The sequence below is a fragment of the Microbacterium sp. HM-570 genome, assembly GCF_054165885.1.
In genome coordinates this window covers 1,073,906-1,096,197 of sequence record NZ_CM135111.1, presented here as the reverse complement: position 1 = coordinate 1,096,197, position 22,292 = coordinate 1,073,906, and the positions used below count along the sequence as shown (strand labels likewise).

The following is a 22,292-nucleotide window of genomic DNA, read 5'->3' as shown; positions in this document are numbered from 1 at the left end:
GAGCCTAGTGGGCGCGGGTGCTGGGATCGATCGCGCGCGTGCCGAAGCGGTGCCGTAGGCTGGTATGTCGGGGGTTTCCCCGGATTCTTCAGCGCCTGCGGGCGCCAGACGCAACGAGGTAGTTCACGATGCCCACCGGCAAGGTCAGGTTCTTCGACGAAGAGAAGGGCTTCGGCTTCATCTCCACCGATGACGGCGAAGACGTCTTCCTGCACGCCACCGCACTGCCCGCGGGAGCGCCCGCTCCGAAGCCCGGTACGCGCCTGGAGTTCGGCGTCGCAGACGGCAAGCGTGGGCTGCAGGCGCTTTCGGTGCGCGTGCTCGAAGCGCCGCCGAGCCTGTCGAAGGCGCAGCGCAAGCCGGCCGACGACATGGCGATCATCATCGAAGACCTCGTCAAGCTGCTCGACGGCATGGGTGGGGATCTGCGTCGCGGCCGCTACCCGAGCAGCTCCCACAGCAAGAAGATCGCCGCGGTCCTGCGTAAGGTCGCCGATGAACTCGACGCCTGAGTCCGAGCTGCCGGAGTCCACGGCGCCAGATTCTTCGGCGCTGGATTCCACGGCGCTGGATTCCACGGCGCCGGAGTCGTCGGTGCCGGATCCCGAGTTGCTCGATGCGCGCGACTTGGCGCTCGCCGCGCTGCGCGAGATCACCGATGAGAAGACGATCGGTGAGCCCGCCGGTTATCGCGAAGAGCCCGAGGGTGCGCTATCGCTGCGATTCGCGAATCGGATGGCCGGGTACCCCGGATGGTTCTGGACAGTCACGCTCGCGCGCGTCGAGGGTTCCGCCCCGACCGTGCTCGAGGCGGAACTGATGCCCGGTGACGGCGCGCTGCTCGCTCCCGAGTGGACGCCCTGGGCCGAGCGGCTCGCCGAGTACCACGCTCACCAGGCCGAGCTCGACCAGGAGGCGCTCGCCGCCGAGGCGTCCGACGAGGGTGACGATTCGGACGACGCGGATTCGGACGAAGACGACATCGACGATCTCGACGCGGCCGATTTCGACGAGGACGGATCGCCGATCCTGCACTCAGGCGACGTCGACGGTGTTGACATCGACAACTTCTCCGACGACGCCGATTCCGATGACGACGACGACTCGGACGACGACGACTCGGACGACGATGTCTACGACGACGATGACTACGACGACGATGACTCGGATGAGGGCGACGAGCTCGACTACAAGGACCCGCGCGTCGACCGGAGCTATTAGGCCCGAGGCATTCGCTCGAGCGTGTACTCGATCGCGCCGATGAGCTGGCGCACGTCGTCGGGCTCGATCGAGACGAATGTCGCGATGCGCAGCTGGTTGCGTCCGAGCTTGCGGTAGGGCTCGGTGTCAACGATGCCGTTGGAGCGCAACGATGCCGCAAGGGCCGCGGCATCCACACTCTCGTCGAAGTCGATCGTCACGACGACCTGCGAACGGTCGGCCGGGTCGGCGACGAACGGTGTGGCGACAGCGGATGCTTCGGCCCACTCGTACAACGCCGACGACGACTCGTGCGTGCGAGCCGATGCCCACGACAGTCCGCCGTTATCGACGATCCAGGACAGCTGATCGCGCAGCAGGAACAGCGTGGCCAGCGCGGGGGTGTTGAGCGTCTGGTTCAGGCGCGAGTTGCTGACCGCGCCTGCCAGGCTCAGCGACTCGGGGATGTACCGGTCGGACTTGCCGATGCGTTCGATTCGCTCGATCGCGGCGGGCGACGCCAGAGCCAGCCAGAGCCCGCCGTCGGACCCGAGGTTCTTCTGGGGCGCGAAGTAGTAGACGTCGGTCTCGGCGATGTCTACATCAACGCCACCAGCGGCGCTGGTCGCATCGATGACGGTCAGGGCTCCGTCGTCGCCGTGGACGCGCGTGACGGGGGCGAGCACGCCCGTCGACGTCTCGTTGTGCGGCCAGGCGTACACATCTACGCCCGCTACGACCTCTGCGGTCGTGCGCTGCCCGGCGGGTGCTTTACGCACATCCGGGGCCTCGAGCCAGGGGGCCTTGGCAGCGGCGGCGAACTTGCCACCGAACTCACCGAAGACGAGGTTCTGGGCGCGACGCTCGATGAGGCCGAAGGCTGCGGCGTCCCAGAAGCTCGTCGAACCGCCGTTCGCGAGCAACACCTCGTAGCCCTCGGGCGCGTGGAACAGCTCGGCGAGCAGGGCGCGCACGTCGCCGACGAGGTTTTTGACGGGGGCCTGGCGGTGCGACGTTCCGAGCAGCTCCGCTCCGGCGGTCGCGAGGGCCGCCAGTTGGGCGGGGCGAACCTTCGAGGGGCCGCACCCGAAGCGTCCGTCGGTGGGCAGGAGTTTGCTCGGGAGAGACACGTGGGACATGCCCTCGATTCTAGGGTCGGGCGCGGGGTGACCCCGGCCGTGTGACGGTCCACTGGGTTAGGCTTACCTTCGCAACCCGGACGCGAGGAACTAGCTGCCATGACCGATCTGATCGATACGACAGAGATGTACCTGCGCACCATTCTGGAGCTCGAGGAAGAGAACATCATTCCTCTGCGCGCGCGCATTTCGGAACGCCTCGGGCACTCGGGGCCGACCGTCTCGCAGACCGTCGGACGGATGGAGCGCGACGGCCTCGTCGTCGTGTCGGAAGATCGTCGTCTCGAACTTACGAGCGCGGGTCGGCAGAAGGCCGTCGACGTGATGCGCAAGCACCGCCTGGCGGAGCGACTCCTCTCGGATGTCATCGGTCTGGACTGGGCGTATGTCCACGAAGAGGCCTGCCGCTGGGAGCACGTGATGAGCGAGCAAGTCGAGCGCAGGCTCGTCGAGTTGCTCGGACATCCCACCGAATCGCCGTACGGAAACCCGATTCCCGGCCTCGATCAGCTGGGCGATGTGCCCGCGGCGGTGTTTTCACAGGGAGTTGTCGGTCTCGTCCGGCACCTCAATGAGGTCGGCGGCCCCGTCGAAGGCACCGTGCGTCGTCTCGCCGAGCCCGCGCAGGTCGACCCCGAACTGCTCGAGCAGCTGCGCAGCGCCGGTGTTATGCCGGGAGCGAGGGGGCGCTACCGCTACAACGAGGGTTACGTTCTGGTCGAGATGGACGGATCGGACGAGGGTCTCGAGCTTCCCGTCGAGGTTGCCGCGCACATCTTCTTGGTCGACGCTTCGGTCTGAATCGGATGCCGGCGTGCGCCGATTCGTCCACAGTCGCCGCCCGTCGAAGTGACAGAACCGTTACCATCCGGTAACCTAAAAAAATCCACCGCCGATAAGCCAGGCGATGGAACTCCCGGCCCGAACGCCCCTCTAGGCTCGTCCATTCGGTCGGCTGAACCACCAGCATCGTGACGACGAGCCAACACCTGTTTATGCGGGTGCCGGGGCAGGAGGAAACGTTTGGCTGAAGCGAACGACTCGCCAGAGAGCGCCCCCGAAGCGCAGGTAGCGAGCCAGGACCGTTGGGGACGGTCGGCTCGGAGCGAGACACAGAAGCCACCCCGCCTTCGTCGAGCAACGCGTCGAGCGACCAAACTTGAGCGTCGCGCAGCGCGGGAAGAGCGCGCCACAACCGTGCACACGGGCCGCCGCGGTCCGGTGCGCAGCATCCTGACTCTTGCCGTTGTCACCGGCCTTGTCGCCACCGTCGCCATTCCCGCATACGCTGCCTGGCAGCCCGAGGCTGAAGCAACGACGCTCCAGCAGCTCGCGGCTGACGGTGCACAGACACTCGTCGTGGCATCGGATGTCACGGACTCGACCTTGGCCCGAGGCTCCTACTCGGCGACCACACCAGACGAGATCGCCAAGAAGAAGGCCGAAGAGGCCGCTGTTGCGCGCGCCAAGGCAATCGCCGCCGCTCGCTCGGCTTCGTCGGGCTCGGGATCGTACGCGGTTCCCGCCGGCGTGCCGCTGGTCTCGCCGGGATCGGGCATCGTGCGGCGCCCGCTGCCGTACTTCAACAACTTCGGAGCGCCCTACGCGGGCCACCGCGGCACCGACTACATGGTCGAGCGCGGAACGCCGGTCTACTCCGTCGCCGACGGTGTGGTCACCGCATCCGCCGACAGCAGTGGCGCGCTCGGTGTGACGATCACGGTCATGCACAACATCAACGGTCGCACCGTGCAATCCGTCTACGCGCATATGCTGCCGGGCAGTCGGACAGTCGGTGTGGGGGCAACCGTCAGCGCGGGTCAGATGATCGGGCAGGTCAGCGACACCGGCCTTGCCTTCGGAACACACCTGCACCTCATGGTCCATGTGGATGGCACACGCGTCGACGCTGAAGGCTGGCTCGCCGCGAACGCGGGTTGATTCACTCTTTGTCATGCCTGTGCAGCCGTAGCGATCCCTGCCTATGCGGCGTGACGGCCCGCCGGGGCCGAACCGAAGACACTGCAGCAACGTGCCGCCGATGGCGCGCAGACGCTCGTCGTCGCCTCGGATGTCGGTGACGAGACGCTGGCGCCCGTGTACGCCTTCGAGGTGTTCGTGAACAGTGCCAAGGTCGACCCGATGCCGTGGCTCGGTCCGTACGGCACCTGAGTTCACGACACGGTAGAACCTTCGGCATCCGTGAATCTCGCACTCCGAATCGTGGGGTAATCTGACCCCGAACGCTTGCTCGAGCGATGGGAAATGTCGATGGATATCACGCCTCGCATCCGAACCCGGAATGCGCACGGTCGTTACGTCCTTCGTCATCGTGTGGACGGATGCCACGGCATGACCGTGGCCGCAAGGCGCTGCCCCTAGGGGCAGCGCCTTTTTTCGTCCTCGCAGCCTGTCGCGCCTGCGGGCGTCGCTGTATCGAATACCGCTGAAGCCGTCACGGGCTATTCGAGAGGACACCCGATGCGCACTCTGGTGCTGAACGCAGGATACGAACCACTGGCTGTTGTGTCGTTCAAGCGAGCTCTGGTGCTCGTGATGAATGCGAAGGCCACAGTTATCGAGCGCGTGGAGGGTGATCCCGTGTGGGGTGCTCGCGGCGCGATCGACCGGCCGGCCGTGATTCTGCTCACGCGTTACGTGCGAGTGCCGCAGTCGCGACGGGTTCCGGTGACGCGACGTGGTGTGCTGCGACGCGACGGCAATCGCTGTGCGTACTGCGGCAAGGGTGCGACGACGATCGATCACGTGCTGCCGCGCTCGCGCGGGGGAGCGGACTCGTGGGAGAACCTCGTGGCGTGCTGCCTGCGCTGCAACAACATCAAGGGCGACCGCACGCCTGCCGAGATGCACTGGGACCTGCGCTGCGTGCCACGCCCGCCGCACGGCACGCAGTGGACGGTGCGCGGCACCGAGCGCGCCGATCCGCGGTGGGAGCCCTACCTCGAGCTCGCGGCCTGACCCGCGCCCGGTCCCTGAGCCTGTCGAAGGGTCCCGCCCGGGCGGAGCTTCGCCGGGCCGCGCCCTATTGACTATCGCTTTAATGGGTATTAAAGTCCATTAAATGAGAACAGAGGCGCCGCTCTTGGCTCCGATCTTTCGATCGGATGGCCAAGCGCGCCTGCTTTCTGCGCTGCTCCTCGCAACAGGTGAGCTCAGCATTGTCGAACTCGCTGCTCGTGCTGACGTTGCTTATCCCAATACCGTTCAGTTAAGGGTTCGTGCGGTAGTTTTGGGGTATGCCTCGTTCTGGTTGGGTGAAGCCGGTTTCTGACCGCCGGTTGTCGGATTTGGTGTCGGTGGGTTTGCTGACACGGGTGTTTCCTGCGGAGGTTGTTGATCAGGTGATTGCTGATGCCGGGCGTACCGAGCAACGGAATCGGTCGTTGCCGGCGCGGGTGATGGCGTATTTCTCGATCGGGATGGCGTTGCACTCGGAGGGTTCCTACGAGGATGTGTTCGCCCAGCTGACGGATGGGCTGGCATGGTCCTCGGGCTGGGCCGAGTCATGGTCGCCGCCGTCGAAGTCGGCGATCTTCCAAGCCCGCTCCCGGCTCGGATTCGAACCCGTGCGTGACCTGTTCACCCGGGTGGCGCGCCCGCTGGCCAGGCCGGCGACACCGGGTTCGTGGTTGGCCGGACGAAGACTGGTCGCGATCGATGGCACGGTCTTGGATCTGGCTGACACGCCGGCGAATGTCGACTTCTTCGGCCGCCCCGCGTCGAGTCGGGGTGAGCATGCCGCGTTTCCGCAGGCCCGGCTGGTGGCGTTGGCCGAGTGCGGCACCCATGCCATCCTCGACGCTGAAATCGGCCCATGCACCACTTCGGAGATCGCGTTGTCTCGGGAACTGCTCGACAGGCTGGAGCCTGGAATGCTGGTGCTCGCCGACCGAGGCTTCTACGGGTTCACACTCTGGCAGCAAGCCGCGGCCACGGGTGCAGACTTGCTCTGGCGGGTCAAGACGAACCTGCGCCCGCGGTTTCGGGAAGCTCTACCCGACGGGTCATGGTTGGCGGAGATCATCCCCACCTCCGGCACCGACCGGAAGTCGACACCGCCGCTGAAGGTGCGGGTCATCGACTACACGATCGAGGACGGGAGGGAGAACCCCGAGTCGTATCGGCTGCTCACCACGATCCTGGATCCAGCCGAGGTGACCGCCGAAGACCTCGCTGCGGCCTATTCCGAGCGGTGGGAGATCGAGTCCACCTTTGACGAGTTGAAGACACATCAGCGTGGCCCCAGGGGCGTGCTGCGCTCCAAGTCTCCCGATTTGGTCCAACAAGAAATCTGGGGGCACCTGTGCTGCCACTACGCCATCCGCACCCTCATGGTCGACGCCGCCGCCCACGCCGGACGGGACCCCGACCGGGTCTCGTTCGTCGCAGCGCTACGCATAGCCCGCCGCTCAGTCGCCTCGGGCTCTTTTTCCCCCTCAGCGCCCTGACACTGCCGTCGCCGCATGGCGTCACGCCATCCTCAGCCTTCTCAAACGCCTGAACCCTGCGCGCCGACAGCGCTCAAACCCCCGCGTGATCAAACGCAAGATCTCCAAATGGCTTGCCAAACGCGACCACCACAGTCGTTGGCCACAACCCGCGAACAGTCCCCGAGTTCACGTTCAAACCCTTAACTGAACGGTATTGTTGCTTATCCCACAGCGCACCGCGAGATTGCGCGTCTCCTCGATGCCGGAATCGTCATCGAACGTGCGGTCGGCAGGACCCGCCTGATCGCGTCCAACCCTGACAGTCCCCTCGTCCCCCCGCTGCGCGAGGTCGTGACGATTGCAGCGGGCCCGGCCGTGCTGCTCTCTCAGGAGTTCGAGCGTATCGACGGGATCGAGTCGGCGTTCTTGTATGGATCTTTCGCGGCCCGGATGCGTGGCGTCGAGGGCACATCGCCACACGACGTCGACGTCATGGTCGTTGGCATGCCTGACGCGGGCCTGGTTTATGAAGCGTGCAGTCGCGTTGAGCGGGCCGTTCATCGACCCGTGAACGCAACGATCCTCACCCCGGACGAAATGAGTGAAGCATCCGGCTTCCTGTCAGCGGTGCGCAGTGGTCCGGTGGTCCCTCTTGTCGGTGAGCTGCCATGGGAGTGACTCCGTTGACCGACGCACAGTTGGCGGCGATCGCCGCGCTTGTCGCCGCTCGACGTGTCGAAGCTGTTCCGATAGATGCGAGACGGGTGGCAGCTTTCCTTGCCGCCGCCGAGGATCGAATCAGTCAGCTTCCGCTCCTCTCGAGCACGCGGGTCAAGTACGACTTGGTGTATGACGCGGCACATGACGTCGGTGAAGCGCTTCTCGCGGCGTATGGATACCGCACCACGAACGGATCCGGTCAGCACGAGGCGCTCGGCAGATTTCTCGAAGCTGTCCTCGATTCGCCGCCGGGCAACGAGGCGGCCAAGCGCTGCGACCGCTTGCGCAGGACGCGGAATCAGAGTCACTACGGAGCGCGTCCGATTGGGGTGGCCGATGCGAGTCTCGCTGAGCGAACGGCAACGGAACTGCTCGCGGCGATTCAGTCGAGGGGAGTCGACTTGGCCGAATGATGGCTGCCTTCCGCCCGGTCCCTGAGCTTGTGGAAGGGGCTCCCGCCCCCATCGCATGCTCTCGGTAGACTCAAGCCCTGGCCTCTGTAGCTCAATGGAAGAGCAGTTCCGTCCTAAGGAAAGGGTTGGGGGTTCGAGTCCCTCCAGGGGCACAGTCTATTTTTGGCTCTGATCAGGAATTTCTTCTGTGGTCAGACCGCTCAGGAGCTACTTTTGGCCGCTTTTTGGCCGCATTTGAGAAAGCTATGAGCCCCGATCGAGCCTCATTCAAGGACCTTCAAGTGGCTTCGTTCGACGTCGTAGAGTGCCGAAATCGAGCACTTCCAGCGGTTTGAGGCCTGGCGAAAAACTGAGCAATCTGCTCTATGGGCGCTGCGGCCGGGCATAGCGGGTCTGCGGACCCGACGGCAGCGCCACCAGCGGCATAGCGTCGTTCAGTCGTTGCGCGACCGCATCCAGATCGTCGTCGAACAGGTCGGCGTAGGTGTCCAGTGTCATCGCCGCAGACGCGTGTCCCAACATCCGCTGCACGGCCTTCACGTTGGCGCCAGAGCTGATCGCGAGCGACGCGGCGGTGTGGCGGAGGTCGTGCGGAGTGACTCGCGGGATCGACGGATCGACCGCCTGGGCGCGCTTCACCGCGTTCGCGAACCATCCCTGCGCGCCGGAGTTGCGCATGTGATTGACGCCGTCGCCGAAGAGCAATCCTTCCGGCCCCTTGCCCGCGCAGGCCTCCTCGATCATCGGAGCGAGCCGCTGAGGGTAGGGGACCGAGCGCTTCTCGTGTGTCTTGGGCGTGCCGACATGGATCTCATAAGCGATCATCACGGCGTTCTCCTCGATGACGAAGCGTCGACGCAGTCGATTGACGCTGCGTACCCGCAGGCCAGTCGCCTCTCCCCAGCGCAGGCCGGTGTACGCCAGCGTCAGGACCATGGTCGGATGCGCCGAGCACGCCGCCAGCGTCGCCACCTGGTCGTGTGAGAGGTAGACGCGGCGTTTGCCCGGGCCGTTGCGAGGGAGATTGCGGATGTGGCGGGCCGGGTTGTTCGTCAGGCGACGATCGTCGATCGCCACATCGAGAATGCCCGCGAGGACTCCCAAGGCGCGAAGAACGACGGTGCGCGACTTGTGAGTCGCGAGTTCTGACACCCAATCCTGGACTTCAGAGCGGCGGATCGAGGAGATCTCCCTATGAGCCCAGACCGGAGCGACGTGGTTCTTCCACGCCTGCTCGAGCGTCACGTAGTACGAGGGCTTCGACATCGGCGGGTGCTTAGATCGCAGCCAGCTCTCCGCGAACATCCGGACCGGAACCCGCGACGAGGACGGGTCGATGTAGTCGCCCTTCGACTTCGACACCGTCACCATAGAGAGGTACTGGCCTTGACCCCGGGGAGTGGACACCTCACAAGAGAGAATGTTCGCTATGGCAAGATCACGTCGGGAGTTCACTCCTGAGTACAAAGACGAGGCTGTGAAGCTGGTTTTAACGACTGGTAGAGCGGTCGCGACCGTGGCTCGCGAGCTCGGGATCAACGAGGCCACGCTGGGCCGGTGGGTGGGCGCGTTCAAGGCGCGTAGCGAGACCGGGCAGGCCGAGGTGACGGAGTCTGAGCGGGCTGAGTTGATGCGGCTGCGCAAGGAGAACGCGGATCTGAAACTGGATCGGGCGTTTCTAAAAAAAGCGTCCATCTTCTTCGCCCAGGAAGCGTCGGATACGAACGGCAAGCGTTCGAACTGATGCTGGCGGAGAAGACCAACTTCACTATCACCCGTATGGTCCGTCTCCTCGAGGTGTCCCGGTCCGGTTACTACGCCTGGGCCGGACGGGTCCCGTCGCGTGCGTCGCTTCGGCGGGTGCACATTGAGCAGAAAGTCACGTTCTTCTACGGCGATTCCGACGAAACCTATGGGACCCCCAGGATCCTTGCCGACCTGCGCGCGGACGGGGAGATCATCTCCCGCAAAACCGTTGCTGCGACCATGCGGCGCCTGGGATTGGTGGGTATCTGTCCGAAGAAGTGGAAGACAACCACGATCATCGACCGCGCTGACGCCTACCCCGTCGACGCGGTGAAACGGAAGTGGGATACCGGGGCTCTGAACCAGGTCTGGGTGGGCGATATCACCTACCTGAGGACCTGGGAGGGGTGGGTGTATTTAGCGACCGTCATCGACGCTCACAGCCGCCGCGTGATCGGCTGGGCCATCGCTGACCACATGCGCACAGACCTGATCGAAGACGCCCTCAGGATGGCCTTGGCACTGCGCGGGGACCGCCCAGCGACGGTGATCTTCCACTCGGATCGCGGCACCCAATACGCGTCCGAACAGATCACCCTGTTCGCGGCGAAGAACGGCATCACCCGGTCGATGGGATACACCGGCATCTGCTGGGACAACGCCATGGCCGAGAGCTTCTTCGCGACCCTGAAAACCGAGTTCTACTACCGCCGTGTCTGGCCCACCCGAGCCCGCGCGATCCAAGGCGTCGCAGAGTGGATCGAGGACCGCTACAACCGCCGCCGCCGGCACTCCGCGATAGGGCAGGTCACCCCAGTGGAGTTCGAAATGCAATACTCATCACAGGCCGCACAGATCCAACTCGCCGCTTAACCCGTGTCCACTCTCCGGGGTCAAGGCCAGTACAGCTTCGCTTCGCGCATCGTCGTGAAGCCGCGCTTCTGTGTCTCGGTGTGATCCGGCTTTCGGTAGCGCACGCGGTAGCGGCGCCCATTTACCGTCTCGTACGGGGTGATGGTGCCCATCTCGAACTCCGCTCGGTGCTGCCTCGATGGTCAGTATCGGCCTAGTGTCGGACACGGGTCGGATCCCGTCAACGTTGCCGGCGACAGATGTGGATAGATGTCGGAAGACGTCGTCCACTGGCGTTCGGATGGGGGGCTCCTCCCTCCGACGCGGAGAGTGTAGCGATCGGTCGCGGCTCCGTTCTCGCCGCTCACTCCTTGCAGACTCCGCGCTGGCGCGCTCCGCTTAGCAGCCGCTCGCCGCCGAGCACTGCGCCGCGCCCGATCGCTTGGGTGGCTGATTGTCGGAGTGAAGGCAAGTTTGCGACACGGTCGCACCGTGACGAGTGAGCGGATTCGCGAAGCAAGCGTCTCCAGAGAACGCGAACGTAATGACTTTCGTCATGCGTTGAACGCTAGGAACGACACGTGGCGAGAATGCGTGGGATGAGGCGTTAGGCGACTTCACGCAGACTGCCACGAGCCGACGCACTTGCGCCGAGTGCTCGCTTGATTGCACTGCCTACACCTGCCGCCACGGGCGGCGGGAACGCGTTGCCAATTTGGCGGTAGACGGAGGTCTTTCGGCCCGCGAACTCCCAGCTGGGGTCGAATCCCTGAATGCGAGCAACCATCTGATTGGTGAGGCGTGGCGTGTAGTGCAACGGCGCGTCAGCGGCGGGTGGTGCATCAGCGATGCCCTTGCCGTCCACGCCCAGCGTGAGCCAAGCGGCCTTCGCTCGCGTAGGTCCGAGGTCTGCGCCGCCATGCTTCTTGGAGCCACCGACCACGGTTGGTGCGATCCCGTTCGCCTTGCGTGCCCATGCTGCGGCGCCAGCCCAGCCGCCTTCCGCCATGAGGTCGCGAAGGGTTTCACCCACGGTGACCGGGGTTCCAACCGCACCGGGCCATTCGAATCGGTCTGCCCTGCGTCCCTTGATTGCAACCAGAATGAATCGCGGACGTAGCTGCGGAACCCCGAACTCTGAGCTGTAGAGAAGTTGCCAATCTGCCGTGTAGCCAAGCTTATTTAGCTCTCCGATGACGGACTCGCGGTACGCGGCGAAGCGTGCTGAGGCGAGCCCTTTCACGTTCTCGAGCATCACGGCGGACGGCTTTGCTTCCCGCACCAGCCGTAGTGCTTCCGGGAACAGGTCGCGTTCGTCGTCGGCCCCTAGCTGCTTGCCTGCCACGCTAAACGGCGGGCAAGGTACTCCGCCAGCGAGAAGGTCGATGCCGCGGTATTTGTTGCCATCAACGTTTCTGACGTCGTCCTCTTTCACATCCCATTGCGGCCGGTTGAGTCTTAGCGTCGCAGCAGCGTCTTTGTCGATTTCAACGGCCAGCTCATGCTCGAAGCCGCCCTGTTCGAGACCGAAGGACTGCCCGCCTGCGCCAGCGCAGATCTCTAGAACACTCAGGTTCGTCTCGCTCACAAGTTCTCCTCGGCATATCCCTGCGGATGCCCGCGCGGTTCACTCTACGATGCTGCAAGCCACCGACATTCCTGGCTCGCCAGGACTCCTTCGATGTGGCCCGCGTTGCACCGAAGCGTGGGCGCGACCCATCGACCGCGGAGCCCTGGAATTGGGAGGCAAGCAGGAGGGGCCCACGAAATCAAGACACCTGCCTTAACGCCGCTTCGACTTGTGCGAACACCTCTCGCGGCGGGGTGTGCTCCCAGATGCGGAGCACGGCCCACCCCTGGTCGCGGAGCGCAGCGTTGTTGCGTGCATCCCGCTCTCTGTTGCCCTGCAACTTTGGGCTCCAGTACGAGGAGTTCATCTTGGACTCCGCGCCGTGCTCAGGACAGGAATGCAAGAAACAGCCGTCGACAAACACTGCGAGCCTCCGCCGCGTGAAGACAATGTCGGGCGCACGCGGGCGCCGGGAAAGTCGATGCGGTGGTCCATCCGGTAGCGGTGACCTGCGGCGTGCAGCGGCGACCTCAGCGCGAGTTCGGGACGTGTGTCACGACGACGATTGGCCTGCATATTCTTGCGGCGCGCGCAGACCGATGGCTTCGCATCGTCCGGAGTCTCTCCCACACAGGCCCTGTATCCCCCCACGCCGCCGTCGCGGACGCATGCGGGGAGAAGGATTGAATGCGGGCGGCGTATGTATGGTGTGTCTTGGGGGAGGGTTTGCGATGGGACCAATGGCGGATGACCGTTACCTGTGGTGGCAGAACACCCTGTCCGAAAAGTTCCTGTTCGAGCAGAGCGGAGCGTTCGTCTTCTTCGTCGACGACGCCGAACTGCGGCGGATTGCGCCTGACCTTGAAAATCCCGCGCCCGATCTTGCGCTCGCCGTTCGGGACTCGAGCTCGCTCACTCATGGCGCGTACTTCGGCCGAGTGGAGCGAGAACGGCGGTTGTGGCAGCAGGGAGACCGGGCGACGCCTCCACCCGTTCTTCCGGTCCTGGCGCTCACGGTGCTTGCGGCCTCCCGCATGCGCTCAGATGAGAAGGGCCTGTCCACGAACTACTACCTTCGTCTGGCGCAGTCGCTCGACCCTGAGGCTGGACCGGACCAAGTCATCGCAATGCGAGAAGAGGTGCGACGCGCGTTTCAGGACGTCGTTTCCATGTGGGTTTCGCTGGATGAGTGGGTTACCGACCAGGGTGGACGGGTCGGGGCGTCGACTATCCGGACCCACGAGCGGCTCACACGGATCGGGTACCCGCAGTCGCAGGCCCTTCTTACGCGAAACGACCGTGCCGAGCTCACCCGCCTCTTCACCGCGATGGTCCTCGAGCCGGACAGTCTGCCGGATGAAAGGACCATGCTCAGCGCGCTTGACGTCTGGACGTCACGTCGCCAGAACCGGCTTGGGGAGACATTCCTGGCCGCGCTCAAGGACGACCAAAGACGCGGTCTGATTGCCGCCGTAGTGCTCGCCTTCGGTGCGGCCTGGGACGGTCATGCCATCACCCGAGATGGTCGACGTCGGATTGCAATCCGCCTGGGCATCGACCTCGAAGAGTGGACCACGGATTGGCTCTTCCCGGTTCAGGACGAAGTCGACTCGCCCATCCTGCTCGATGGGCTGACTGGCACCGATGCGCAGGTCTCCCTGTCACAGGAGCCGCCGTACCGGTACTACATCGCCGAGCATGCGCCCGCCGTCACGCCGGAGCTCATACGCCAGGGGTTCCGGCTGCGAGGCTCGCAGTTCGCAGCAGAGTTCCCGAGGACGGACATTCTCATTTTCCTCCGCGACGCGCAGACGGGCGCGTGGTCCTCGACCGCTGGCATCACACCCTTCGAGACCCACGTGATCGCCGCCTCTGCCGCTGAGTCATCCGCAGTATCGCGAGTCCTCAAACGTGCCGGTGGTGACGACTGGACGGTGCGACGGCAGAGCGCCAACCCGCTCCTCCCCGGGTTCACCCTCTTCGAGGGTGTGCGGTTCACGGACGATAAAGCGCTGCAGGCCGCGCTGAGCGAGGAGCCCGACCTCCGTCTACTCGGCGTCGCGCCGACCCTCGTTCCGCGTGCGCGCTTCGTTCGCGGCCTGCCCATCGACCGTGACCTCGCCCCGAACCACTATCTTCTCGGCGGTGAACCGGACGTGTTGATGCCCACTCCGGAAGAGCCCGACCTGGCCGTTCTGAGTCTCAATGGCGTCGAGGAACTCATCATGGCGAACGGATTCCCCTTCCCGCTTCGCCGGTTCCCCAATCCGGAGGGCAACGTAGACGTCGTGGCTGACGGCCAGAGGCTGCGATTCACCCTGCGGGCGGAGTCCGCGCTCGCCGCGGAACCGCGGGGGACCGGCGCAGCGGGTTGGTCGGCGGACGGCATCTTTACCGTGGACTCCGCGAGCATCCGTATCTGCGGTGGCATCGTCGACACCGTCACCGATGCGCCAGTCGTCCTTTGCCGACGCGACCGCGAGGAGACCTGGCTGCTCGTAGATGGAGGGCGTGCGCATCGCTGCATTCAGCCGGGGTCGCCGACGTTTGCTGGTGAGGCTGGGTTCCCTTATGCGCCGGCATTCTTCGAGGTCCCCCTGCGCCCATCCGCGCAGTGGATTGCTCAGCGAGCAGGCGAAGTTTGGCATCTTGCGCGACTGACGCCTGGGACGCCCCGCGAGGTAAGAGCGTCCTTTGATGTGCTTGGCACATGGGCGCGGACCGCCGACGCGACCGGAAATGCCTACTGGACGCTGCAGCTGGGACTGGCCCATGAATGAGTCGGTCGGAGACATCCTGCTGCGGTGGATGAGTGAGGTCGGCTCTGGCACAATCGCTGACCTCCGCAACCGGGTCGACTGGATTAGCAGGACGGTTGACCTAAGTCTGCCGCCGTGGGCGAGCGGGCGCTGGCTCCGTGACATGTCGTCTCTCGGCCACTGCGAAGTGGACTGGGACAACGGGCATTGGTATATGGCGCCGACCGCGCTTGTCCGCCTGCCGGGTGCGGATGGACTCGCCGTCCTCGCGGGCGCGCGACGCCTACGGACGACTCGGCCGCTCGATGAGTTCTGGGGTGGACTCGCGCCAGCGCGCCGGGAGGCATCCGAAGACGAGATGCCGCTTCCCATCACCTACTACGTCACGTTCAGGACTGAGGCTGAGCTGACCGAAGGCGCAGCGGAAGCTGGAGTTGCGCTCGCGGGGCTGGCCTCGGTCCGTATCGCCGGGGCTCTCACGGAGACGAAGCCGCACGTCATTACCGGGCCGCCCGCCTATAGGTCGGAGCTCACGCGCCTCGTAGAGAGCAATCCGCGTAAGTGGGAGCCTGTCAGCGCTTCGGACATAAATCCGTCCGACGGACTATATAGCGAGCAGGTCCATGGGAGGCCGCGATATTTGACCCGTCGCGACGGCGAGTGGTTCGAATGCAACCTGTCCAGCGGGAGCTTCGCGGAGCTTGCTCGCGAAGGAAAGTCCGCGTTGCGCTGGCGATCAGACACGGGGCGGGTCGGCGCCGACCTCGGTACCGTCTTCGTCGATTGGGGCGCACCGCTGCCGGTCCTCCATGGCCGTGCGCTTGTTCTGTGCACTGGGCTTCCTCCGAAGTTCGGAAACGTCGCGACCACCGCCATCTACGAGAACGTGCCTCGCGACGTCGCGGCGCGCATCTGCACATCGCTCGGCCAACCGCTGGTCAACGACTGAGAGGTCTGTCTCCACATGAACGCTCCCGCTCCGCGTCATCTCGATGCCGTCAAGACGTTTGAGCACCTCCGAGAGGCCTACTTCAAGTATTACGACACGCCGTTCGGGCTGGCGGACCCCAACCTCCAGGCGGAGCGGCGGGCGCTCCTCGACCGGGATGGCGGTGTCTTCCGCGAACCTCTGCTCGAGCTGCGGCCGGAGTACGAAGGCACCGGAAGGTCGCTGACGGATTCAGTGATCGCAGTCGGAGCGGCACCCGAACTGGCCGAGTTCGCATCGCGGGGCCTGCTAAAGGGCGTGCCGGCCCTACATGGTCACCAGGAAGCCGCACTGGCCGCTGGTGTCACGTCTGGCAAGAACATGGTCATCACCGCAGGAACAGGCTCCGGTAAGACCGAGTCCTTCATGCTGCCGCTGATCTCGTCGCTACTTGATGAATCGCGCGAATGGACGGGAACGGCGAGCAGTGGGCCGAGCTGGTGGAAAACCCCTGGTGCGAGCTTCGCGACCCAGCGGCAGGCCGACGCTGGACGAGCGGCAGTCCGCGCCATAGTGCTCTACCCGATGAATGCGCTCGTAGACGACCAGCTCATCCGGCTGCGCAAGGCGCTCGACAGCGACGCCGTCCGCGCTTGGCTCGACGAACACCGCAATGGGCACCGCTTCTACTTCGGCAGGTACACCGGCGCGACGCCGGTTACCGGCAAGCGCACCAATCAACTCAGAGTGAACGAACTGGCCGCATACCTCCGCGCGACGGCCGTGCGTGGGGAGCGCGCCAGAGAGCTCGCGACCCAGAACTCGGATGAAGACATGCGGTACTTCGTGCCTCGGCTGGACGGTGCCGAGATGCGCTCCCGGTGGGACATGGCGGACGCGCCGCCGGATATCCTCATCACCAACTACTCGATGCTGAACGTCATGCTGATGCGAGAGCGCGATAGCCACTTCTTCGAATCGACGCGCGAGTGGCTCGAGGACCCAGCCAACCGGTTCACACTCGTCGTCGATGAGCTCCATACCTACCGCGGTACGGCCGGTAGTGAGGTTGCTTACCTCCTTCGCCACCTCAAGCGTCGCCTTGGTCTTGACGAGCGCCCCGACCAGTTCCGCGTGCTCGCAGCGTCTGCCTCGCTGGACCCCAAGCGTGATGAGGACTATCTGCATCAGTTCTTCGACGTCGCGCCAGGATCGTTTGAGTTCGTTGAAGGCACGAACAAGATTCCTTCGAAGACCGAAGCGGCATCGAATGTGGACCCCGCCGCTCTCGCGGCCCTACCTGCTGAAGCGGCCGCGACAGCGGCACGGGACGGAGGAGTCGTCGAGTCTCTGCGTACTGCGCTCCACGCGAAGAACGGGGCGGCCAAGAAAGTCGATGACATAGCCGCTGCTATCTTCCCCGCGGCGAACGCGTCGGTGGCCAAGACTGCCGTCGCTCGAGTTCTCGAAGGACTCGCTGCCGCACCGGACGACCGGGACCCGAAGCTCCGTGCCCACCTGTTCTTCCGCAACGTTGCTGGGATGTGGGCATGCACTGACCCTGACTGCTCTGCGGTGGCGAATCCTGACCCTGACCGACGCATCGGCAAGCTCCACGCGGAGCCTGCAACGAGGTGCGAATGCGGGGCGCGAGTTCTCGAGCTCCTTTACTGCCAGAACTGCGGCGACGCGTTCCTCGGCGGGTTCGCGCCGGAGGGGGAGCCGCAGGAGCAGATGGTGAAGACGATGCTCCTGTCAGACGTTCCTGAACTCGCGAAGCTCCCGGACCAGGTGAGCCTTCAGCGGACCGCCGACAACTACGTCGTGTACTGGCCGCGGCCGGAAACGGGCCTCACTCAGGTCAACGCAGTTGAATGGACACGCGACAACGGCGCGGTCAAGTACGCTTTCCGGGCGAGCCAGCTAACTCCCGGCTCCGGTGAGCTCAAGAACATCGGGAAGGGGCACACCGGCTGGAGCTTCCACGCCCGGGTTGCCCGGGACAGGGCTGGCGAACTCAAGCGTGACATGGCGACGGTAAGTCCGTTCCCCACCTCGTGCCCGGCCTGTGGTGATGACTGGGCGCAGGACTACGCAGGAAGTCAAAAGCTCCCGGCGTCGGACCCCAGAACCCAACGGTCGCCGATCCGGGGCATGCGCACCGGTTTCGAGAAAATCAATCAGGTCCTTACCACCGAGCTCGCCAATGACTTGAGCGAGCGCGAGCGGAAGCTCATCGTCTTCACCGACAGCCGACAGGATGCGGCGAAGCTCTCAGCGGGACTGGGTCTCCGCCACTACCAAGACCTCCTTCGTCAGCTGATGTACCTTCGCCTGCAGGGCACCAGCGACCCTGCCGTCGACGTGCAGCTCGCGCGCAAGCATGTGGCGGACGGCGTCAGGACGGACGAGAGCTGGCAGGCGATCGCCAGACTCCGTGCCCGCGACGCCGCGTCGTTCAATGCGCTAAGGGACATCTGGGAGAAGGCGCCCGATGTAGACACGACGGTGGAGCCAGTGCTCATCGCCGGCTTGTCGCGGGGCATTACGCTCAGCGAACTCGCCAATCTCGTTGCGCTCGACCTTCTGAAGCTCGGCATGAATCCCGGCGGCCCTCACGCCAGTCTGCGCGGCACGGACGACAAGGGATGGGCCTCTCTCTTCAACTGGGATGTGAGTCCTGTGCAACCGCAAGGGAACCTCTCCATCGACGAGCAGTCGCTACTGCAGAGAATCAATGCCTCCTTGGAGAGCGAGATTCTCGAAGGGCTTTATGCAGGCGGCGGACGTGACTTCGAGACGACGGGGCTCGGTTGGCTCACTCTGGCTGACGACACCGCACCCCCCGACGAACCTGGCGACAACGGGACTGCGCAGGCGCGGGCAGCGCTGAGAATCCTTGCCGACCAGCGCCGATTCGCCAGAATTCGCACTGTGCGCGATATTCCGACGACTCGGTTGAGGGAGTTCTGGAAGAAGGTCTCGGAGGACACACATGGCGACCCTGACTCGATGCGCCAGGACGCGATGGACCGTGCAGGCACGGCTGTCGTCAAGTACCTCATCGACCCATCGAAGGTCTCGATTCGCCTAAGCGATGGTCGTGCATGGGTCTGCGAGTCATGCCACCGGCAACACCTGATGACGGGGAACGGTTACTGCACGAAGTGCGCACGAAAGCTCCCGGCCGAACCCAGTGAGGTCCATAACGAAGAGGACTACTACGCGTGGAAGGCCATGAGTGATGACGGTCGTTTCAGGCTCAATACCGCAGAACTCACCGGCCAAACAGACCGGATAGACGCCCAAAACAGGCAAGCCCGCTTCCAGGGGGTATTCCTGGCCGGCGACGAGAATCCCAAGACTGACGCTGTGGACCTTCTCTCTGTAACAACCACCATGGAGGCAGGCGTCGACATCGGTTCGCTGTCGGCGGTAGTCCTTGGCAATATGCCGCCGACGCGCTTCAACTACCAGCAGCGAGTCGGGCGCGCCGGTCGTCGAGGATCTCCCGTCGCGATCGCGCTCACCATCTGCCGAGGCCGTAGCCACGACGAGTACTATTTCGAGCGGCCAGAGCGCATCACGAACGAGCCCACTCCGAAGCCCTACCTGACGTTGAACCGACCTGAGCTGTTCGACCGTTCGCTCAGGAGCGAGATTCTCCGGTTGGCATCCAAGGATTACCTTGCGGGCGAAGACGACGAGCCGTCGGTGAACGTGCACGGCGAGTTCGGATTGACTGCCGCCTGGGGCACGACTATCCGGGCGCGACTTGAAGATTGGATTCTCATCAACAGGGCGAGCGTCGTCTCAGTCGCCAAGGCGCTGGCATCGGCCACCTCGTTCGAGAGCTCGGCGGAAGACCGAGCGGATGCGGTGCTCATGTCGCTGGTCGCTGATATCTCGGCAGCCGTCGCCGGTGACAGGCATGACGACCTCAGCCAGCTCCTCGCTGAGGCAGGTCTTCTCCCCATGTTCGGGTTTCCCACATCGGTGCGATATCTGTACCTCAAACGTCCCGGGCGCTCTAACCCATGGCCGCCGAAGATGGTCATCGACCGTGATCTGAGCATGGCTGTCAGCGCGTTCGCTCCGCTGAGCGAGATCGTCCGCGACGGCAAGGTGTATCCGGTCGTGGGCATCACGGATTTCAAGCCAGCCGGTGCTCGGCCGCCCGAGCCCGTTGCCAACCCGCTCGCTAACTCGACTGCCCTCTTCATCTGCCGAACCTGCTCCTACCTCGGCGACGAGCGAGGCGATGACGGGACTGACACCTGCCCACGATGCGGAGCCGGTCCCGCCTACTTTACCGAGGTCCCCCTGCGCGAACCGCTCGGGTTCCGCAGCGGCCGCGAAGAGGACTTCGACGGCAACTTCTCCTGGTCGCCGCGGGCGATGGCCGCGCGGGCGATGGCTGACGCCGACAAGCTCACCGAGTCAACGTCGGGGCGAGCTCTTGTCCTGTCCGGTCCAGCCGAGCGGTACACCATAAACGACAACGGAGGACAGCTTTTCGCGCTCCAGGAGGCCACCCCGGGGAACGTCAACTGGGGTGGCTATGTATCCGTGCAGGCAATCCAACAGGAGCTGATTCACCCCAGCTTTGCCGCGGGTGAGATCATTAATGTTGCTCTCGGAGCAGTCGAGCACACCGACTTCCTCTTCATCGGAGCGACGGAGCCGACCGACATCGATAAAGGCGTCCGCCTCAACCTCCTCTCCGGGATTCATCAGCCCTCCAATGCCGCCGACGTGACAGAGGGCCGCAGGGCAGGGTGGTACTCGCTTGCGTTCCTGCTTCGCACGGTAGCGGCGGCGAAGCTGGACATCCTTCCTCTCGAGCTCAGCGCGGGAATCTATTCCGGCGTCACAGCCGGGGGCGTCCCGACCGTCCAAGCGTTCCTCGCCGACACTCTCGAAAACGGTGCCGGATTCAGCACGCACTTGGGTTCGGAGCAGTTCCTACCTGAGTTTCTCGAGGCGGTCGCGACCTACCTGAGCGAGCTCGAGCTGGAAGACCATCCGCGGATGTGCGACTCGTCGTGCTATCGGTGCCTGCGCGACTACGGGAACATGGCGTACCACGCCCTTCTCGACTGGCGGCTCGCGCGCGACCTGTTCGGCCTGCTTCGCGACGGGCAACTGCATGTTGACCACGCAGAGGAATCGGCTGCTATCGAGCGATGGGCGGCCGCATACGGCGCGAACGTCATCGACGTCCCGGGTGTGGCTGCTGCGGTTCTGGACTCGCCCTACGGGTTGTATGGCGTGGTTCTCCGGCACTCCTTCGAGGGCTCCGACTCAGACGTGATGTCGGAGCGACTCGCAGACGCAGCCGCAGACATCGAGTCTGTGCACGAGTGCGATGGTGTTGTATTTGTCGACGCGTTCACCATCGATCGTGACCCCCGCCGTGTGCTGAGGCTCATGGCCGATGCCGAGCGGTCACGACAGTGAGCGTTGCCCAGTGGCTGTCAGCGACATCCGCCGGGCGCCTGCTGCGCTGTCCGACGTCGGCAGCATTCACCGCGGCGCCCATGGCGCCGACACCCTCCGCGCCGAGGAACGCCGGTACGCTCGCCCACCTAGCGATGGGTGCGTGGCTCGAGAGCGGCGGATGGCTCGAGGACGCGCCTGGTGCGGCACTCCAATCGGCCTGGGACAGCGAGGCTGCGAGATGGGGTGTCGACCCGAGGCGCCTCAAGGATTCAGTACTGACGAGGTCACGGTTGCGTCGTCGCGGTGCCGAGCTCGCCCGTCTACTGAAGTCCTCCGGTAGCCACGCCCGATCTGAGGTGTTCCTGTGTGACGACGCGCGTCGGCTGTATGGGCAGCTGGACATCGTGGTGAACGATGCCGGTGGTGCTGTAGTGGACCTCAAGACGGGCGATGACGGAACACCCGGAGTCAGCAATGACGTCCGCAATCAGCTCCTCCTCTACGCCCATCTATACGGGCGGCAGTACGGACACCTTCCTGTCTCGCTCGTCGTCTTCAGCCTGCGATACGGCGCACTCCCGGTCGAGTTCTCGCCGCACGATATCGACGCGCTACTCGGCCAAGTCGACGCGGCGCGGGACGCAGTCCCGCTTCTTGCCGTGCCTGACCCGTCTGGGTGCAGGTACTGCAGGCGCCGTCTCCGATGCGAGCCGCACTGGGAAGCCGCAGCGGCCTGGAAGGACCCCGATTGCGTGGAAGGTCGTGTCGCAAAAGTGGAGACGTCGCGAGCGGGCTTGACCGCTGTACTCATCGAGACCTCACGCGGACTGCAGTGGGTAGCCGGACTTATCGTGGCCAACGACGACGAGCTGACCTTGGGTCAACTGCTGCGGGTCACAGAGGTCGCGGGCGGGGGCCGCGGAGACGAACGAGACTGGCGAGCAACCCGCTCCACGCGGACCTTCGTAGCCCGACACGAGATGTCAACGTCGAACTGACGCGCGGGCGACCTCGCTCGGCGAGCGCCACCTACTGATTCCCTCTACTTGTGAGCAACTCAATTTCTCCAGTT

At 64.6% G+C, this 22,292-nt stretch carries 18 protein-coding genes, 1 tRNA gene and 1 pseudogene; 15 read left to right on the top strand and 5 right to left on the bottom strand.

The genetic code is table 11. The features are described from left to right. Positions 1-128: 128 nt before the first annotated feature. Both ACT9TC_RS05110 and ACT9TC_RS05105 read left to right on the top strand, forming a co-directional pair. Positions 129-512 carry a cold-shock protein gene (locus ACT9TC_RS05110; protein ID WP_458042330.1) on the top strand — a complete coding sequence of 128 codons (384 nt, stop codon included), beginning with the start codon at positions 129-131 and terminating at the stop codon, positions 510-512. Further along, the gene (locus tag ACT9TC_RS05105; protein WP_458042329.1) at positions 496-1,221 is read left to right on the top strand and encodes a DUF3027 domain-containing protein; all 726 of its coding nucleotides are present in this window, start codon (positions 496-498) and stop codon (positions 1,219-1,221) included. Before ACT9TC_RS05110 ends, ACT9TC_RS05105 begins: the two co-directional genes overlap by 17 nt. Here the strand turns inward: ACT9TC_RS05105 and serC are convergent. Next, on the bottom strand, positions 1,218-2,339 hold the full coding sequence (serC, locus tag ACT9TC_RS05100; RefSeq protein ID WP_458042328.1) for a phosphoserine transaminase: 1,122 nt from the start codon (positions 2,337-2,339) through the stop codon (positions 1,218-1,220). The genes ACT9TC_RS05105 and serC overlap by 4 nt on opposite strands. Positions 2,340-2,438: 99 nt before the next feature. On the opposite strand from serC, the gene ACT9TC_RS05095 reads away from it, so the two are divergent. The 7 genes from ACT9TC_RS05095 to ACT9TC_RS05065 all read left to right on the top strand — a co-directional run bounded on the left by ACT9TC_RS05095 (position 2,439) and on the right by ACT9TC_RS05065 (position 8,075). After that, positions 2,439-3,140, top strand: a complete 702-nt coding sequence (locus ACT9TC_RS05095; protein WP_458042327.1) for a metal-dependent transcriptional regulator — start codon at positions 2,439-2,441, stop codon at positions 3,138-3,140. Positions 3,141-3,536: 396 nt separating this feature from the next. Further along, entirely contained in the window at positions 3,537-4,280 is a 744-nt protein-coding gene (locus ACT9TC_RS05090) for a M23 family metallopeptidase (RefSeq protein ID WP_458042326.1), read from the top strand. Positions 4,281-4,820: 540 nt separating this feature from the next. Continuing rightward, the gene (locus ACT9TC_RS05085) at positions 4,821-5,318 is read left to right on the top strand and encodes an HNH endonuclease (RefSeq protein ID WP_458042325.1); all 498 of its coding nucleotides are present in this window, start codon (positions 4,821-4,823) and stop codon (positions 5,316-5,318) included. A 278-nt stretch (positions 5,319-5,596) separates the two neighbouring features. Next, positions 5,597-6,808, top strand: coding sequence for an IS4 family transposase (locus ACT9TC_RS05080; RefSeq protein ID WP_168914865.1), 1,212 nt, complete (start codon positions 5,597-5,599; stop codon positions 6,806-6,808). Positions 6,809-7,141: 333 nt separating this feature from the next. Next, entirely contained in the window at positions 7,142-7,468 is a 327-nt protein-coding gene (locus ACT9TC_RS05075) for a hypothetical protein (RefSeq protein WP_458042324.1), read from the top strand. A gap of 5 nt (positions 7,469-7,473) precedes the next feature. Next, positions 7,474-7,923: a hypothetical protein gene (locus tag ACT9TC_RS05070; protein WP_458042323.1), complete on the top strand. Its 450-nt coding sequence runs from the start codon at positions 7,474-7,476 to the stop codon at positions 7,921-7,923. Positions 7,924-8,003: 80 nt separating this feature from the next. Further along, positions 8,004-8,075, top strand: a tRNA-Arg gene (locus ACT9TC_RS05065). Between the two features lie 211 nt (positions 8,076-8,286). Here the strand turns inward: ACT9TC_RS05065 and ACT9TC_RS05060 are convergent. Next, positions 8,287-9,378: a tyrosine-type recombinase/integrase gene (locus ACT9TC_RS05060; protein WP_458042322.1), complete on the bottom strand. Its 1,092-nt coding sequence runs from the start codon at positions 9,376-9,378 to the stop codon at positions 8,287-8,289. Between ACT9TC_RS05060 and ACT9TC_RS05055 the strand changes: the two genes are divergently transcribed. Further along, positions 9,344-10,542 (top strand): IS3 family transposase gene (locus ACT9TC_RS05055; RefSeq protein WP_458042321.1). Its coding sequence is split into 2 segments (ribosomal slippage): positions 9,344-9,617 and positions 9,617-10,542, totalling 1,200 coding nucleotides; the frame shifts between segments, so codons are not numbered across the junction. The genes ACT9TC_RS05060 and ACT9TC_RS05055 overlap by 35 nt on opposite strands. 20 nt (positions 10,543-10,562) lie before the next feature. On the opposite strand, the gene ACT9TC_RS05050 is transcribed toward ACT9TC_RS05055, so the two are convergent. The 3 genes from ACT9TC_RS05050 to ACT9TC_RS05040 all read right to left on the bottom strand — a co-directional run bounded on the left by ACT9TC_RS05050 (position 10,563) and on the right by ACT9TC_RS05040 (position 12,667). Continuing rightward, positions 10,563-10,694 (bottom strand): hypothetical protein, encoded by a 132-nt coding sequence (locus ACT9TC_RS05050; RefSeq protein ID WP_458042320.1) that lies wholly within the window; start codon positions 10,692-10,694, stop codon positions 10,563-10,565. 434 nt (positions 10,695-11,128) lie between these two features. Then, entirely contained in the window at positions 11,129-12,109 is a 981-nt protein-coding gene (locus tag ACT9TC_RS05045) for a DNA cytosine methyltransferase (protein WP_458042319.1), read from the bottom strand. A gap of 345 nt (positions 12,110-12,454) precedes the next feature. Next, the gene (locus tag ACT9TC_RS05040; protein WP_458042870.1) at positions 12,455-12,667 is read right to left on the bottom strand and encodes a hypothetical protein; all 213 of its coding nucleotides are present in this window, start codon (positions 12,665-12,667) and stop codon (positions 12,455-12,457) included. A gap of 164 nt (positions 12,668-12,831) precedes the next feature. On the opposite strand from ACT9TC_RS05040, the gene ACT9TC_RS05035 reads away from it, so the two are divergent. The 5 genes and pseudogenes from ACT9TC_RS05035 (at position 12,832) to ACT9TC_RS05015 (ending at position 22,218) form a co-directional block, all read left to right on the top strand. Beyond that, positions 12,832-14,871, top strand: coding sequence for a hypothetical protein (locus ACT9TC_RS05035; RefSeq protein ID WP_458042318.1), 2,040 nt, complete (start codon positions 12,832-12,834; stop codon positions 14,869-14,871). Then, positions 14,864-15,799, top strand: coding sequence for a hypothetical protein (locus tag ACT9TC_RS05030; protein WP_458042317.1), 936 nt, complete (start codon positions 14,864-14,866; stop codon positions 15,797-15,799). Before ACT9TC_RS05035 ends, ACT9TC_RS05030 begins: the two co-directional genes overlap by 8 nt. A gap of 15 nt (positions 15,800-15,814) precedes the next feature. Beyond that, a pseudogene (locus tag ACT9TC_RS05025) lies at positions 15,815-16,405 on the top strand (DEAD/DEAH box helicase); the annotation flags it as partial. Between the two features lie 207 nt (positions 16,406-16,612). Next, a complete protein-coding gene (locus ACT9TC_RS05020) occupies positions 16,613-21,238 on the top strand; it encodes a helicase-related protein (RefSeq protein WP_458042869.1) in 4,626 nt (1,541 codons plus the stop codon). Then, on the top strand, positions 21,235-22,218 hold the full coding sequence (locus tag ACT9TC_RS05015; protein ID WP_458042316.1) for a PD-(D/E)XK nuclease family protein: 984 nt from the start codon (positions 21,235-21,237) through the stop codon (positions 22,216-22,218). The genes ACT9TC_RS05020 and ACT9TC_RS05015 overlap by 4 nt, the downstream gene beginning before the upstream one ends. Positions 22,219-22,292 lie beyond the last annotated feature (74 nt).

What these genes read in the sequence shown, in the direction of transcription:
- ACT9TC_RS05110 (WP_458042330.1), top strand. Translation starts at nt 129, where the DNA reads ATGCCCACCGGCAAGGTCAGGTTCTTCGACGAAGAGAAGGGCTTCGGC.
- ACT9TC_RS05105 (WP_458042329.1), top strand. Translation starts at nt 496, where the DNA reads ATGAACTCGACGCCTGAGTCCGAGCTGCCGGAGTCCACGGCGCCAGAT.
- serC (WP_458042328.1), bottom strand. Translation starts at nt 2,339, where the DNA reads ATGTCCCACGTGTCTCTCCCGAGCAAACTCCTGCCCACCGACGGACGC.
- ACT9TC_RS05095 (WP_458042327.1), top strand. Translation starts at nt 2,439, where the DNA reads ATGACCGATCTGATCGATACGACAGAGATGTACCTGCGCACCATTCTG.
- ACT9TC_RS05085 (WP_458042325.1), top strand. Translation starts at nt 4,821, where the DNA reads ATGCGCACTCTGGTGCTGAACGCAGGATACGAACCACTGGCTGTTGTG.
- ACT9TC_RS05080 (WP_168914865.1), top strand. Translation starts at nt 5,597, where the DNA reads ATGCCTCGTTCTGGTTGGGTGAAGCCGGTTTCTGACCGCCGGTTGTCG.
- ACT9TC_RS05050 (WP_458042320.1), bottom strand. Translation starts at nt 10,694, where the DNA reads ATGGGCACCATCACCCCGTACGAGACGGTAAATGGGCGCCGCTACCGC.
- ACT9TC_RS05040 (WP_458042870.1), bottom strand. Translation starts at nt 12,667, where the DNA reads ATGCAGGCCAATCGTCGTCGTGACACACGTCCCGAACTCGCGCTGAGG.
- ACT9TC_RS05035 (WP_458042318.1), top strand. Translation starts at nt 12,832, where the DNA reads ATGGCGGATGACCGTTACCTGTGGTGGCAGAACACCCTGTCCGAAAAG.
- ACT9TC_RS05030 (WP_458042317.1), top strand. Translation starts at nt 14,864, where the DNA reads ATGAATGAGTCGGTCGGAGACATCCTGCTGCGGTGGATGAGTGAGGTC.
- ACT9TC_RS05020 (WP_458042869.1), top strand. Translation starts at nt 16,613, where the DNA reads ATGCGGTACTTCGTGCCTCGGCTGGACGGTGCCGAGATGCGCTCCCGG.